Here is a 13,654-nt window from a genome sequence, read left to right on the forward strand (position 1 = left end):
CCCGTGGTCCTTCAACTACAACGACGGACAGGGAACGACATCATGTTTCAATCGACGGGACGGTTCGAGACCGAGCATGGCTCCAAGTACCTGACCCAGCTGTGCAAGCATTTTGCCCACAAGATCAAGGTAACCCAAGGCGACGGGCACGGCGAATGCCATTTTCCGTTCGGCCATGCCGTGATGGACGCCGACGCCGCCGCGCTGACCATTGCGGTGGACGCGCCCGACGTCGATCAGCTGGCGCGGACCAAGGCCGTCATCGACGACCATCTCGCCCGCTTCGCCTTCCGCGAGCCGGAACGCACCATCCAGTGGAGTGCCTGAGGCTCGTTAGGCAGCGCCTACGTTCCCGAGAAAATCCGTCAGATACCTAGCTGCTGCAAGGGACTCTATCGGTCAAACCATGTGGTGACGACAGATGAAGTTCACGCTGCGGCAGGTTGCCGAACACGCAACGTTCCAGAATTTCGCCAACTGCTATGTCCGCGAAATCTCGCCCGGCAGGGTGACGCAACACAGGGTCGGCACGGACGACCCCATCGACTGCATCGAACTTGTTCTGGCAGCACAGCAGCTTGTGCTGCGCGCCGAACTTGCTTCGCACTCGCTATGTGGTCCGCACCGCTTCGGACAGGTCTGGCAGCGACGGGCGACGGAAGGTGGTTGGCGCCATGTCGAACCCTTCGCCGCACTGCAGCTGCTGTTGCAGGAGGCTTACAGGCAATTGCACGATGAGCGCGGCGACGCGATGCGCGGCTGCGAACTCGAACTGCTCGGCCGGGCGCTGCAGAGCTACCAGCAGACGCTGCGCTATATCGAGGCGCATTGCCCCGTCGATGACGACGACAGCTTCATTTCAGCCGAGCAGTCACTGGTGTTCGGGCACTCGCTGCACCCGACGCCGAAGAGCCGGCAAGGCATGAGCTCGTGGCAGGAGCCGAGCTACGCGCCGGAGCTGCGCGGCGGCTTCCAGCTTGTCTATTTCGCCGCCGAAGCATCCGTCGTCAGCCACAAGTCGGCCGACAGGCAGTCGGCACCCGAGATCGTCGCATCGCTGGTCGGACCCGGCGGGATCGAAACGCGGCCAGGGGAGATGCTGCTGCCGATGCATCCGCTGCAGGCCGAAGCGCTTTTGCTCGATGAAGGTATTCGCGCACTGCAGGCATCGGGCAAGCTGCGCCTCGTCGGCCCGGCCGGCCCGGCCTTCACCGCAACGTCGTCGGTGCGCACCGTCTACAATCAGGATCTGCCATGGATGCTGAAATTCTCGCTGCCGGTGCGGATTACCAATTCGCTCAGGGTCAACAGCCGCAAGGAGCTGGAGGCAGGGGTTGCCATGGCCAAGCTTGTGCAACGCACGGGCATCGGCAGCGGCGACGGCCGCTTCAAGATCATTTCCGACCCGGCCTACATCACGCTCGACCTGCCCGGCCGCAGTGAAAGCGGCTTCGAGATCATCCTGCGCGAAAACCCCTTCGTTGCCTGCAAGGGTCACGGCAAGATCACCATCGCGGCACTCACCGCCGAACCGCTGCCGGGCGAACAATCGCGGCTCGAACGCATTATCAAGCAGGTGCGCCTCAGGGATGGCACGCATCCCGAACTGGTCTGCCGCTACTGGTTCCAGCGCTATCTCGACTGCGCGCTCGACCCCCTGGTGATGCTGTATGACGACTTCGGCCTGGCGCTCGAAGCGCATCAGCAGAACAGCCTGATCGACGTCAGCCAGGGTTACCCGACCACCGGCTATTATCGCGACAACCAGGGCTTCTACCTGTCGAAACGCCATCGCGCCCGCCTCAGCCAGCATGTGCCGGAGGCCGCGGAGATCGCCTCGCTGTATTATGACGACCACGATATCCAGGACCGCTTCGCCTACTACCTGATCGTCAACCAGATCTTCTCGGTCGTCGCCCGCATGGGGCATGACGGCCTGATCGACGAGGAGGTCCTGCTGCACATGCTGCGCGACCGGCTGGAGGTGCTGTCGCGAACGACGTCGGGCGTCGGCCGCGAATTCGTCCGCAGCGTGCTCGACCGGCCAACAGTGGCGTTCAAGGCCAATTTGATGACGCGGCTGTTCGACGTTGACGAGTTGCAGACCAGCAACGAGCGCTCGCTCTATGCCCGCCAGCCCAATCCGCTCCTCGCCGCCATCGCGGGCCTCTATCACGGAGATGGCAGTGCCCTTGCCTCTTGACCTGCCCGGCCGTCCGGACGAGCGCGTGGTCAGGCAGTTGGTCGAGGCCGCGCTGTATGAGGGGCTCGTCGAGATGACGGTAACCGGCGATGGCGCGCAGCTGACCTTCGCATGGTGGGATGGCGACAAGCGGTTTCGCTGCGAGGGCGTGAAGGGCGCGTTCGGCCGCATCCGCCTTTCGGCCGGCTCGGTCGAGAGCGAGAGCCGCGATGGAGCATGGCAAGCAGCGACGCTCGACGAGCTGGTCGCGAGCCTGCCGGCCTCAGTGGAAGACAAGCGCCGGCTGCTGGGCGAACTGTACAGTACGGTGGCGCATTGCAGCTGGAACGACCGCAATTTGCGGCAAGGGTCGCGCCGCGACCTCGGCTTCGCCGCGCTCGAAGGCGCGCTGCATGAGGGCCATGCCTACCACCCCTGCTTCAAGGCGCGGACGGGGTTCAGCGAAAGCGACCACCGCGATTTCGGCCCCGAAGCCGGCAACAGCTTCCAGCTCGCCTGGCTGCTGGTCAAGCGCAGCGAAGTAAGCCAGCGCCTGCCGGTGGATGAAGCCGCGTTCTGGATTGCCGAGCTTGGCACAGAGGTCTTCGCCCAGCTCGACCGCGAGCGCGCCCGCCTTGGCCTTGCCTGGAACGACTACTGCCTGCTGCCGCTACACCCATGGCAGTGGCAATCGCTGCGGGACACGCTGCTTTCGCCATGGCTTGAGGACGGAACCGCGCATTTCGCCGCCATCGCCGGCGACCGCTACACGGCGAGCCAGTCGATCCGGACGCTGCTCAACGCGGACCGGCCCGAGGCGGCAAACGTCAAGCTATCGATGAACATGAGCAACTCGTCGTCGCTGCGGACGATCGAGCCGCATTCGGTGTGCACGGCACCCGATATCTCGCGCTGGCTCGGCGCCCTCGTCGCCGACGATCCACTGTTCGAGACGACATATCCGCTTGTCGTGCTCGACGAATATGCCGGCATCATCGCCGGGCGCGATGGGCCGCTGGCCGGCCAGCTTGCGGCGATCTGGCGCCGCAGCGTCACCTCGACGCTCGGCGACGGCGAACAGGCCGTGCCGTTCAACGCGCTGATGGCGACCGAACACGACGGACGCCCCTTCATCGATGAGTGGGTGCGCCGCCATGGCTTCCGCAACTGGCTCGGGCAGTTGCTTGGGGTTGCCATCCTGCCAGCCTGGCACCTGCTTGTCGGGCACGGCATCGCCACCGAAGCACATGGCCAGAACATGGTGCTCGTCCATCGCGACGGCTGGCCGGTGCGGCTGGTGCTGCGCGACTTCCACGACAGCGTCGAATACGTGCCCCACTTCTTGCGCGAGCCAGACCAAGCGCCTGATTTCCTGGCGCTCGACCCGGCCTATCGCACAGCACTGCCCGACCAGTATTACTGGATGGAGGATGTCGAGACGCTCGGCGAGCTGGTGACGGACGCGCTGTTCGTCTTCAACCTGGCCGAGGTCTCGCACCTGCTGCAGACGTTCTACGGCCTTGATGAAGCCGACTTCTGGCAAGCCGTCCGACGGATGCTGGCAGACTACGCCGCCACCCACGGCCTTGGCGCGCGCCAGGACCAGCTCGGACTGGCCCGACCGACAATCACGGCCGAAGCCCTGCTCGCCCGCAAGCTGAACACCGGCCGGTCGAGCCACGCCGTTGCCAACCCCCTCTCCACCCCCGACGCCTGAAGGAAAATCGATGCTCCAGATCGACGACAGGTACTATGACCGACAGAAGTTCGAGCAGATGGTGGCGCAGAGCGCCGACGCGGCCGGACTGAACGCCAATGCGCGCTACGCCGTCTGCTTCAGCGACACAGCCGCCTGGCTGGCGCTGTTTTTCGCCATCCGCGACATCGGGGCCAGTGTCTTCCCGATCCACCCGGCAACGCCGCATGCTGCGGCGCGCCGGCTGGCGGTCGCCGCAGGCTGCCACGCTTTGTACTTCAACAGCCTCGATGCGGAGACGCTGTCGAGCGACGTCGGGCCGGGTGCCACCGGCCAGCTGCTGCAGATGAGCTCAGGCACGACGGGCGCGCCGAAATGCATCGCCCGCGGCTGGGCCGAGATCGACGCTGAAGTGGCAAGTTATGTCGCGACCTTCCGCCAGCCGGAGGAGATGACAGCAGTCATCGCCTGCCCGACGACGCATTCCTACGGCCTGATCTGCGGTATCCTCGTCGCGCTCAAGCGCGGCCGTACGCCCGTCATCGTCGATGCCGGCAACCCGAAATACCTGCTCAGGATCCTGCGCGGCATCGAGCGGCCATTGCTCTATTCGTCGCCGGCGGTGCTGCACACGCTGGCCCGGCTGATGCCCGAAGGCGAGAAGCTGTTTGCGGCGATGACCTCAGGCACGGTGCTGCCCGAGCCATGGTTCGCTCGCATCCGGGCGCGGACAACGCATCTGTTCCAGCAATATGGCTGCTCGGAAACCGGCTGCATCGCGGTCAACCCTGATGTCACCGATGCCGCCGACATGGGCTTCGTGCTGCCGCACCACAGCGTCGCCTGCAGCAACAGCGCGGTCGCGCCGGCGGAGATGATTGTCAGCGGTCCGAACGGCGAGGTCGCCACCCGCGACCTCGGCTACTACAGGCCTGATGGCATGCTGGTGTTCGTCTCCCGGCTCGACGACACCATCAATGTCTCCGGCCTCAATGTCTATCCGCGCGAGGTCGAGGATGTGGTGATGTCGATGCCCGCTGTCACCGACGCCGTCGCCTTCCGCAAGGCCGACACACTGGCCGGCGAGCGGGTCGGCTTGCTGTTCAGTGCCACCGAGCAGCTGGAGGGTTCTGCGGTGCGGCAATGGTGCGCGCAGAACCTCGCCAGCCACCAGCTGCCGATGGAGATCGTCCAGGTCGATGCGATACCGCGCCAGTCCAATGGCAAGATCAGCCGCCGCGAGGTCGCGGCACAGCATGCCGCGGGTCAGTTCACGGCATTGGCGAGGGAGGTCGCGTGATGAACACCGAACAGGTGATCGAAGCGATCGGCAGCGTGCTGCGCGATCACATGAACCATGCCCATCTCGACCGTTTCGGCCCCGACGCGCGGCTCAACGAGGACCTCTATCTCGACTCGGTGCTGATTCTCGAAATCTTCCTCAGCCTGGAGCTCGAGTTCGGCCTGCCGGCGCCCGAAGAGGCGATCAACCGCCAGGACATCGAGACGGTGCGTGAGCTGGCGCAGCTGTTCACCGGCGAGGCCGGCACAGCTGCCGCGCGTCCCGAGCCACAAGGCGAGGGCGTGCACGGCGAGGACTATATCGACATCAAGGTGCATTGCTTCGTCAGCAGCGTCTGCGACGCGCTGAAGCGTTGCGGCATCGACCAGCGGCCGTTCTATTTCAGCGTCTGGGACGCCGGCTTTGCCATCAACGAGCGCTGGCAGCTCGCTTATCACGACAAGTCGATCACCCACGATTTCTTCCGCGCCTGGTACCAGCGGCTCTATGGCGTGGGCATGCACTGCTGGTACGACCCGGCGCGGTCGAAGGACCAGAACATCGTCGTCATGCTCGACCTGCTCGAGCGCAAGCGCGACAGCGAATATCTGATGGTAATGCTGGACCTGTTCCACCTGCCGGAGCGGGAAAACAAGTTCAACCAGAACCCGTTCCCGCATTACCTGATGATCGAGAAGACCGACGATCCGAAGATCTGGCAGGTCAACGATCCTGACTTCCGCTGGGAAGGCCAGATCGCCCGCGACAAGGTCATCCACGCCATTCGCCAGCCGACAGTCGGCGGCGGCTACATCTTCGACCGGCTAGAGGCGCGTGTGCCCGCCGCCGCCGACCTGCGCGACTTCTTCCTCGCCTGCTACCAGCCCGACCACAACCCGCTGGTCGACGGCGTGCGTCGCATCGTTTCCGCCCATCTCGAAGGCCGGGATGGCGTCAAGCTCGCCGCTCTCGGCGCCGCCTCGCGCGAAGTGCCGGTCATTTCGATCCGCAAATATGCCTACGAGCACGGCTTTGCCTTCTTCTGGCGCGAGATGAAGCTGGCCAATGCCGATTTCGATCACTGGTGCGACGCGATCGAGCGGGTGATCCAGGACTTCAAGGCGCTGCACTACGCCGTCATGAAGCTGGCCCAGACCGAGGACCGCAGCCTCGCCGACGACGTCTTGCTACGGCTCGACACGCTGGACGGGCTCGAACGGCAGATCAAGGCGAGGCTCGGCGAGGCCTTCCAGGCCTGGTGCGCCACAAAGGGCATCCCCCACACCATCCCCACCGAACTGCTCGGAGCAGCCGAATGAAGATCTCGCTCTGCACCATCACCTTCCGCCATCACCTCGTTTCGCTCGAAGACATCGCCAGATGGGCTGGCGCCAACGACTTCCAGGGCATCGAGCTGTGGGGCTCGCATGCGCGCAACCTGGCCTACCAGCCGCAATACGACGCCGATTGGCTGGCCGAGCAAGGGCTCTATGTGCCGATGGTCAGCGACTACCTGCCGCTCGACGGCGACGCCGAAACGCTGCGCAAGAAGACCATCGACCTGTGCCGCCTCGCCCGGCACTGGCGCGCCGGCAAGATCCGCACCTTTGCCGGCAGCCGCGGCAGCCGCGACACTCCGGCCGAGGTCAGGCGCATCATCACGGCGCGGCTGCATGAGATCTCCGGGATTGCCGGGGATTTCGACCTCGAACTCCTGGCCGAGACGCATCCCGGCACGCTGGCAGATTGCGGCGCCTCGACGCTCAGGCTCGTTGCCGAGGTCGGCCACCCCGCGTTCAAGCTCAATTTCGACACGCTGCATGTCTGGGAGGGCGGCGACGACCCTATCGCTGCGCATGCCGCGATGCGTCCGCATATCCGCCACTACCACCTCAAGAACGTGCGCTCGCGCGCCGATCTCCGGGTATTCGAGCCGGCTAACGTCTATGCGGCGGCGGGAAGCCGCGAAGGCATGACGTCGCTTTTCGACGGCAAGGTCGACTACCGGCGCTTCCTGGCGGAACTGCGCAACGACCCCGGCGTCGAGGCATCACTCGAATGGTTCGGCAACGATTGCTTCAACGTGCTGCGCAGCGACCGCCAAGCAATAAAGCGCTTGAAGGGCCGCGACGAAGTCTTGCTGCGCACCGGCAGCTTCTGATATGCGCAAAAGATGAGTATATCGCGAAGGTTTTAAGCAACCGACGCAAATCCACCAGGACGGAGACAAAAGATGAAGTTTGTTCGGCTGCTGGCCAATCTTGCGGCGACACTGGCAATTGCCACGGCACCCGCCTTCGCCATCGAGATCACCACCGCGACCGGCCCCAAGACCATCGACAAGGTGCCGGCCAAGGTCGCCGTCTATGACATCGCCGCAATCGACACGCTGACCCGCCTCGGCATCCAGCCGGCCGGCATTCCCGACAAGCTGTTCGTGCCGGAACTCGCCGACGTCGCCAAGGGCGCCACAGTTGTCGGCACGCTGTTCGAGCCGGACCTCGAGGCGCTGAATGCGCTCGCCCCCGACCTGGTGATCGTCGGCGGCCGCTCGTCGACGCAGGTCGAGGCGACGTCGCGCGTCGCCCCGACCATCGACATGACCATGGATGGCGACGACCTGGTGGCCCAGGCCAAGGAGCGGCTTGCCGCCTATGGTGAGCTGTTCGCCAAGCCGGACGAGGCCGCCGCCGCCGCCAAGGAGCTGGATGCCGCCGTCGAAGCCGCAAGGCAGGCCGTCAAGGGCAAGGGCAAGGCGCTGATCCTGATGACCAACGGCCCGAAGATCACCGCCTATGGCCCGGGTTCGCGCTTCGGCTGGGTGCATAAGACACTTGACCTCGAGCCGGCTGTCGCCGACGTCGAGGCGGCAACACATGGCGAGGCGATCTCGTTCGAATTCATCAGCAAGACCAACCCGGACTGGCTGCTGGTTCTCGACCGCGCCGCGGCGATCGGCTCGAACGACCAGGGCGCCAAGGCGACGCTGGACAATGAGCTGGTGGCCCAGACGACCGCCTGGAAGAAGGGCCAGGTGATCTTCCTGCCGTCGCCCGACTTCTACATCGCTGCCGGCGGCGTGCAGTCGACGCACCGCGTGCTTTCGGCCATTGAGCAAGCTTTCGCTAAGGCCAAGTGATGACACCGTTGCCCAACGCCCGGCTGCTCGTCGCCGCCGGGCTCGTCGGGCTTTTTGCCGTAAGCCTGTGCATCGGCGTCGATGACCTGCCGATGGGCAGCGTGTTCACCGATGCTGGCGCACTGCAGCTGCTGCTGGTCAGCCGCCTGCCGCGAACGGTCGCCGTGGTGCTGACCGGTGCCGGCCTGGCTATCGCCGGGCTGGTGCTGCAGATCCTGGTGCGCAACCGCTTCGTCGAGCCGATCACCACGGGTACGGGCCAAAGTGCTGCCCTGGGTGTGCTTGCCGTGACCTTGCTGTTTCCAACCGCCTCGATCGCGATGAAGACGCTGGGCGCCAGTGTGACCGCCCTTGCCGGCACATCGATTTTCCTCACCATCGCGCATCGGCTGCCGCCGACGCAGCCATTTCTCATTCCGCTGTTCGGCCTCGTCTATGGCGGTGTCATCGGGGCCGCGGTGACCTTCATCGCCTGGCAGACCGACCTGCTGCAATATGTCGACGTCTGGACCAATGGCGAGTTCTCCGGCGTGCTGCGCGGCCGCTACGAGCTGTTGTGGATCACGGCCGCCATGGTGGCGCTGGCCTGGTGGGTCGCCGACCGGCTGACCATCGCCTCGATGGGTAGAGAGGTCAGCCTCGGGCTCGGCCTCGACTACCAGCGCATCGTCCAGCTCGGCCTGGTCATGGTGGCAGTGATCTCATCGCTGGCCGTCGTCGTCGTCGGCATGATCCCCTTCGTCGGGCTGGTGGTGCCGAACCTCGTGTCCCGGCTGATGGGCGACAATCTGAAAAGCGCCCTGCCCTGGGTGGCGGTGACAGGTGCGGTGCTGCTGCTCGCCTGCGACATCATCGGCCGCCTCATCCGCTACCCCTATGAAATTCCTGTCGGCACGGTGCTCGGTGTCGTCGGTTCGGGGCTGTTCCTGTGGATCCTGTTCGGGCGGACCCAGCGTGCCTGACAAACGTCTCCTGATACTGGCGGCCCTTGCAGTGGTCGTGGCTGTCGCCTTCATGACCGTCGGATTGCGTGGCAATATCGGCTTCGCGCTCGAACTGCGCGCGGTGCGGCTGGTGACTCTGGTCCAGGTCGGTGTCGCGATCGCAATCTCGACGGTGGTATTCCAGACGGTGACGGCGAACCGGGTGCTGACGCCGCAGATCATGGGGCTCGATGCGCTCTATCTGTTCGGACAGATGGCGCTTGTGCTGACGCTCGGCAGTGTTGGCTATGTCGCGCTCGACCCGCGCCTGAAATTCGCCGGCGAGGCCGGCCTGATGATGGTCATGGCGCTGCTACTGTTTCTGCCGATGCTGCGCCGGCGTTTCGACATCGGCCTGCTGCTGCTGACCGGCGTGGTGCTGGGTGTGCTGTTCCGCAGCCTCGCAATGCTGATCGCCCGGCTGATCGACCCGAACGAATTCGCCGTCGTCCAGGGGTCGAGCTTCGCCGATTTCAACACCGTGCGGCCGGACCTCGTCGTCGTCGGCCTGGCGGTGACAACGATTGCCGCCGTCATCATCTGGCGCCTGCGCCGTTTGCTCGACATCGTTGCTCTCGGGGCTGACAGCGCCACCGGGCTCGGCGTCGACTGGACCAAAGCGCTGGCCGGCCTGCTGCTGCTGGTCGCGGCACTGGTTGCGGTGTCGACCGCACTGGTCGGGCCGGTGACCTTCTTTGGGCTGCTGGTCGTGGCGCTGGCCGAGCGCATCGTCAACAGCCGGCGCCACCACCTGCTGTTGCCGGCGGCGATGCTGACGGCAGTCGTCGTGCTGCTCGGCGCCCAGATGTTGCTGCAGCACGTGCTGGGTGGTGCTGCGACGCTCGGCGTCGTCATCGAATTCGTGGGGGGCCTGGTGTTCCTGGTTATGCTGATCACAACGAGCAAACGATGATCGAGATCAACAACGTTTCGCTTCGCCTCGGCGACACGCAGATCCTTGAGAATGTGTCGCTGACCATGCCCAAGGGCGGCGTGACGGCGCTCGTCGGGCCCAACGGCGCCGGCAAGTCGAGCCTGTTGTCGCTGATCGCCCGGCTGCAGCCGCTGCAGAGCGGATCCATTTCGGTCGACGGGCTGCCGGTCGACACGACGCCGAGCCGGCAGCTGGCCAGGACGCTCGCCATCCTGCGTCAGGACCCGGCGGTGGCAAGCCGGCTCAAGGTGCGCGAACTTGTCGGCTTCGGCCGCTTTCCGCACCAGCGCGGGCGCATCAACGCAAATGACCTGAAGCTGATCGAGGCGGCACTGCAGCAGTTCGGCCTGATGGATCTCGCCGACCGCTTTCTCGATAATCTTTCGGGCGGCCAGCGCCAGCGCGCCATGGTCGCCATGGCCTTCTGCCAGGGCACCGACTACATGCTGCTCGACGAGCCGCTGAACAATCTCGACATGCTGTTTGCCCGCCAGTTGATGCGCGACCTGCGCGCGGCAGCTGACGACGACAAGCGTACCGTGATCGTGGTGCTGCACGACATCAACCATGCCGCCGTCTATGCCGACCGCATCGTGGCGATGAAATCAGGACGCATCGTCGCCGACGGATCGCCGGCGGAGGTGTTGCGGCCGGACGTGCTCGCCCAGGTTTTCGGCTACGACATGAACGTCATCGACGTCGGTGGCGCGCCGCTGGTGCTGCACCACCGCTAACGGCACGGCGCATTATGCTTCGACCTCGATGGCCGACAGCGGCTTCGAGCAGCAAGCGAGGATGAAGCCGTCTTCGATCTCGTGATCGAGGATGCCGCCATTGTGGCTCATCTCGACCTCGCCGGAGAGCTTCCTGACCTTGCAGGTGCCACACAGGCCGAACTCGCACGCCGCCGGGATCCGCACGCCCGAGGCGCGTGCCGTCTGCAGCACGGTCTGGCCGGCCAGGCAGTCGGCATCGATGTCCGACAGTGAGAAGCGGACCGGGATGACTTCTTCTGCTTCGAACCCGCCCTCGCCTGGTGTCGGGAAAGGTGCCGGGACCTCCTCGATGATTGGTGCGGCGAAGCTCTCCTGATGGTAGCTGGCCATGTCGAAGCCCGACGCTTCCAGCATGCCGCGCACGGCGCGCATGAAAGGATCGGGGCCGCAGCAGAACACCTCGCGCTCGCGGAAATCGGGCGACAGCAGCGGGAGCCGCACCGCATCGATGCGCCCCATATGGCCGAACCAGCCCTCGCGGCTCGACCGTTCCTCGATCATGAAACCGAGCGACAGGCCGGGCATATGGGTGCCGAGCAGCTCAAGCTCCTTACGGAAGATGATCTCTTCCGGCCGCCTTGCACAATTGACGAAGGAAACGTCCGTCCACGGCGCGCAGTCGTTGAGCCAGCGCAGCATCGACATCATCGGCGTGATGCCGGAGCCGGCGGAGACGAAGAGATATTTGGCGGCCGGATGCTGGTGCAGCGAGAAGTCGCCCGAAGGGCCATAGGCCTTGATGCGGACGCCCGGCCTCAAATGGTCGAACATCCAGCGCGTGCCGACACTGCCCGCCTGCGCCTTGACGGTGACGGCGATGGAGAACGGCCGCGACGGGCTGGACGACAGCGTGTAGGTACGCATGACAGGCACCGGGTCGACCGGCAGCTCGAGCGTCACGAACTGGCCGGGCTTGTAGCGGAACCAGGTCTGGTTGTCGGAGCGGAAGGTGAAGGTCTTGACGTCGGGCGCCTCGTCGGTGACGCCGATGACCTCCAGAACCTGAAGCCTGTCGTTCCAGGGCACCATCTCGTCTAGGTTGCGGTAAAGGCCGAGATCGGACATCGCGTTCATGCCTCCTCCTGCTCAGGCAACGTTGCGCAATGCCGGCTTGCCGTCATCGGCCAGCCGCGGCTCGATGAAATTGGCGTACCATTCGATGAACTGCATGACCCCGCCCTCGTGCTCGACCGAATAGGGCCCGGGCTCGTAGGCCGGCGATTTGATGCCGAAGGCGTTTTCCTCGACGATGCGGCGGTCCTGGTCGTTGGTCTCGGTCCAGACATGGGTCAGTTCGGCAAGATCGTAGTCGACGCCCTCGACGGCATCCTTGTGAACCAGCCACTTGGTGGTGACTGCCGTTTCGGTGGCGCTGATCGGCAGCACGCGGAAGGTGACGGCGTGGTCGCCGAGCACATGGTTCCAGGTCGTCGGATAGTGATAGAGCAGAAGCGTGCCAATCCTGTCGGCCGACACGCTATCTGAGAGATTTCGTTGCACAGCGCGCTTGCCGGACAGGGTGTAGCTCACCGCATCGCGCAACAACGGCGCGCGCGTCGCCCGGTACTGGCCGCCGGCATCGATGCGGAACTTGCTCGGCAGCCCTGCCGCTTCGCACTTTGCCCAGTGCGCCAGCATTTCGGGATCGCTCTCGGCACCGTTGACGCCGGTGACCGTCGGCGCCTCGGGGAAGGTCTTGCACAGCTCGGGATGGTTTGCGGCGCAATGATAGCACTCGCGGTTGTTTTCCCAGACCAGCTTCCAGTTGCCCTTCTCGACGATGGTGCTTTCAAAGGCAACCTTCGCCTCGCGCAGCCGGTGCGGCAGAAGGTAGGGCTCGACCAAAGCCCGCATCGGCGCGAAGTCGGCCGGCTCGTCGGCGAGGCAGATGAAGATGTAGCCGCCAACGGATTCGCAGGCGACCGGCTTCAGGCCGAACTGGCTCTTGTCGAAGCCTTCCGCCATCTGGCGCGCGAACAGCAGCCGGCCGTCGAGCTCATAGGTCCACTGGTGGTAAGGACAGACAAGCTTGGCCGCCGTGCCCTTTTCCGTCGCGCAGACACGGCTGCCGCGGTGGCGGCAGGAATTGTGGAAGGCACGAAGCTCGCCCTTCTGGTCACGGACGAGCACGACGGGATAGTCGCCGATCTGGACGGTGAAGAAGCTGCCCGGTTTGGCCAGTTCGCAGTCATGGCCGACAAACAGCCAGTCGCGATACCAGATCAGCTCCATGTCGACCCGGAAGAAATCCGGATCGGTGTAGAAGGGCTGCTCGAGGCTGAACCCGTCACGGCGTCCGCGCAGCAGCCTCAGCATTTCGTTCTTCGTGTCCATGTCCTGTCCTCATGCCAAGGACTGAACTGGTGGTGATGTCGGGAAGAACGACTGCCTGGCGGACACAAGGTCCGCGCAGCAACGATCCGCCTCTTGACCGCCCACCGCGATCAGTCGAGTTGTTTCAGGTTCAAGGCTGGTTTCCGGGCTCCGGAGCTGTCCTTTCGGACTGTTTCGACACCTTCCCAGGCCTTCAGGCCCAGTGGTCTCCCGTCGAAACAACAAACTCCGCCACCGTTGCGGGGGCAGCGCCGGCATCTCACCGGCTTCCCAATTCTCCGCTTCGTCTCACGCGAAGCAGCACCTTGAACATGTTCTGATCAGACCA

The 13,654-nt window shown here is 64.8% G+C and carries 12 protein-coding genes and 1 riboswitch; of the genes, 10 read left to right on the top strand and 2 right to left on the bottom strand.

All coding sequences use genetic code 11. From position 1 onward, the window contains the following. Positions 1-42 precede the first annotated feature (42 nt). From ACHMW7_RS27420 to ACHMW7_RS27465, 10 genes are all read left to right on the top strand, one after another. Positions 43-327, top strand: a complete 285-nt coding sequence (locus tag ACHMW7_RS27420; protein WP_395448520.1) for a DUF2218 domain-containing protein — start codon at positions 43-45, stop codon at positions 325-327. Between the two features lie 94 nt (positions 328-421). Then, the gene (locus ACHMW7_RS27425; RefSeq protein ID WP_395448521.1) at positions 422-2,203 is read left to right on the top strand and encodes an IucA/IucC family protein; all 1,782 of its coding nucleotides are present in this window, start codon (positions 422-424) and stop codon (positions 2,201-2,203) included. Next, positions 2,187-3,899, top strand: a complete 1,713-nt coding sequence (locus tag ACHMW7_RS27430) for an IucA/IucC family protein (protein WP_395448522.1) — start codon at positions 2,187-2,189, stop codon at positions 3,897-3,899. Before ACHMW7_RS27425 ends, ACHMW7_RS27430 begins: the two co-directional genes overlap by 17 nt. Positions 3,900-3,909: 10 nt before the next feature. Beyond that, positions 3,910-5,178, top strand: a complete 1,269-nt coding sequence (locus ACHMW7_RS27435; protein WP_395448523.1) for an AMP-binding protein — start codon at positions 3,910-3,912, stop codon at positions 5,176-5,178. Then, positions 5,178-6,479 carry a DUF6005 family protein gene (locus tag ACHMW7_RS27440; RefSeq protein WP_395448524.1) on the top strand — a complete coding sequence of 434 codons (1,302 nt, stop codon included), beginning with the start codon at positions 5,178-5,180 and terminating at the stop codon, positions 6,477-6,479. The genes ACHMW7_RS27435 and ACHMW7_RS27440 overlap by 1 nt, the downstream gene beginning before the upstream one ends. Then, positions 6,476-7,321 (top strand): sugar phosphate isomerase/epimerase family protein, encoded by an 846-nt coding sequence (locus ACHMW7_RS27445; protein ID WP_395448525.1) that lies wholly within the window; start codon positions 6,476-6,478, stop codon positions 7,319-7,321. The genes ACHMW7_RS27440 and ACHMW7_RS27445 overlap by 4 nt, the downstream gene beginning before the upstream one ends. Before the next feature lie 72 nt (positions 7,322-7,393). Continuing rightward, entirely contained in the window at positions 7,394-8,299 is a 906-nt protein-coding gene (locus ACHMW7_RS27450) for a siderophore ABC transporter substrate-binding protein (RefSeq protein WP_395448526.1), read from the top strand. Continuing rightward, on the top strand, positions 8,299-9,261 hold the full coding sequence (locus tag ACHMW7_RS27455; RefSeq protein WP_395448527.1) for an ABC transporter permease: 963 nt from the start codon (positions 8,299-8,301) through the stop codon (positions 9,259-9,261). Before ACHMW7_RS27450 ends, ACHMW7_RS27455 begins: the two co-directional genes overlap by 1 nt. After that, positions 9,254-10,195, top strand: a complete 942-nt coding sequence (locus ACHMW7_RS27460) for an iron chelate uptake ABC transporter family permease subunit (RefSeq protein ID WP_395448528.1) — start codon at positions 9,254-9,256, stop codon at positions 10,193-10,195. Before ACHMW7_RS27455 ends, ACHMW7_RS27460 begins: the two co-directional genes overlap by 8 nt. Then, positions 10,192-10,950: an ABC transporter ATP-binding protein gene (locus ACHMW7_RS27465; protein WP_395448529.1), complete on the top strand. Its 759-nt coding sequence runs from the start codon at positions 10,192-10,194 to the stop codon at positions 10,948-10,950. Before ACHMW7_RS27460 ends, ACHMW7_RS27465 begins: the two co-directional genes overlap by 4 nt. Before the next feature lie 12 nt (positions 10,951-10,962). Here the strand turns inward: ACHMW7_RS27465 and ACHMW7_RS27470 are convergent, their stop codons facing one another. Together ACHMW7_RS27470 and ACHMW7_RS27475 are read right to left on the bottom strand one after the other, a co-directional pair. Continuing rightward, positions 10,963-12,057, bottom strand: coding sequence for a 2Fe-2S iron-sulfur cluster-binding protein (locus tag ACHMW7_RS27470; RefSeq protein ID WP_395451458.1), 1,095 nt, complete (start codon positions 12,055-12,057; stop codon positions 10,963-10,965). A 21-nt stretch (positions 12,058-12,078) separates the two neighbouring features. Then, a complete protein-coding gene (locus ACHMW7_RS27475) occupies positions 12,079-13,326 on the bottom strand; it encodes an aromatic ring-hydroxylating dioxygenase subunit alpha (protein WP_395448530.1) in 1,248 nt (415 codons plus the stop codon). Between the two features lie 116 nt (positions 13,327-13,442). Beyond that, positions 13,443-13,649: riboswitch (cobalamin riboswitch) on the bottom strand. Between the last annotated feature and the right edge of the window lie 5 nt (positions 13,650-13,654).

Origin of the sequence: Aminobacter sp. UC22_36, from assembly GCF_044056035.1 — a bacterium.
Taxonomy (GTDB): domain Bacteria; phylum Pseudomonadota; class Alphaproteobacteria; order Rhizobiales; family Rhizobiaceae; genus Aminobacter.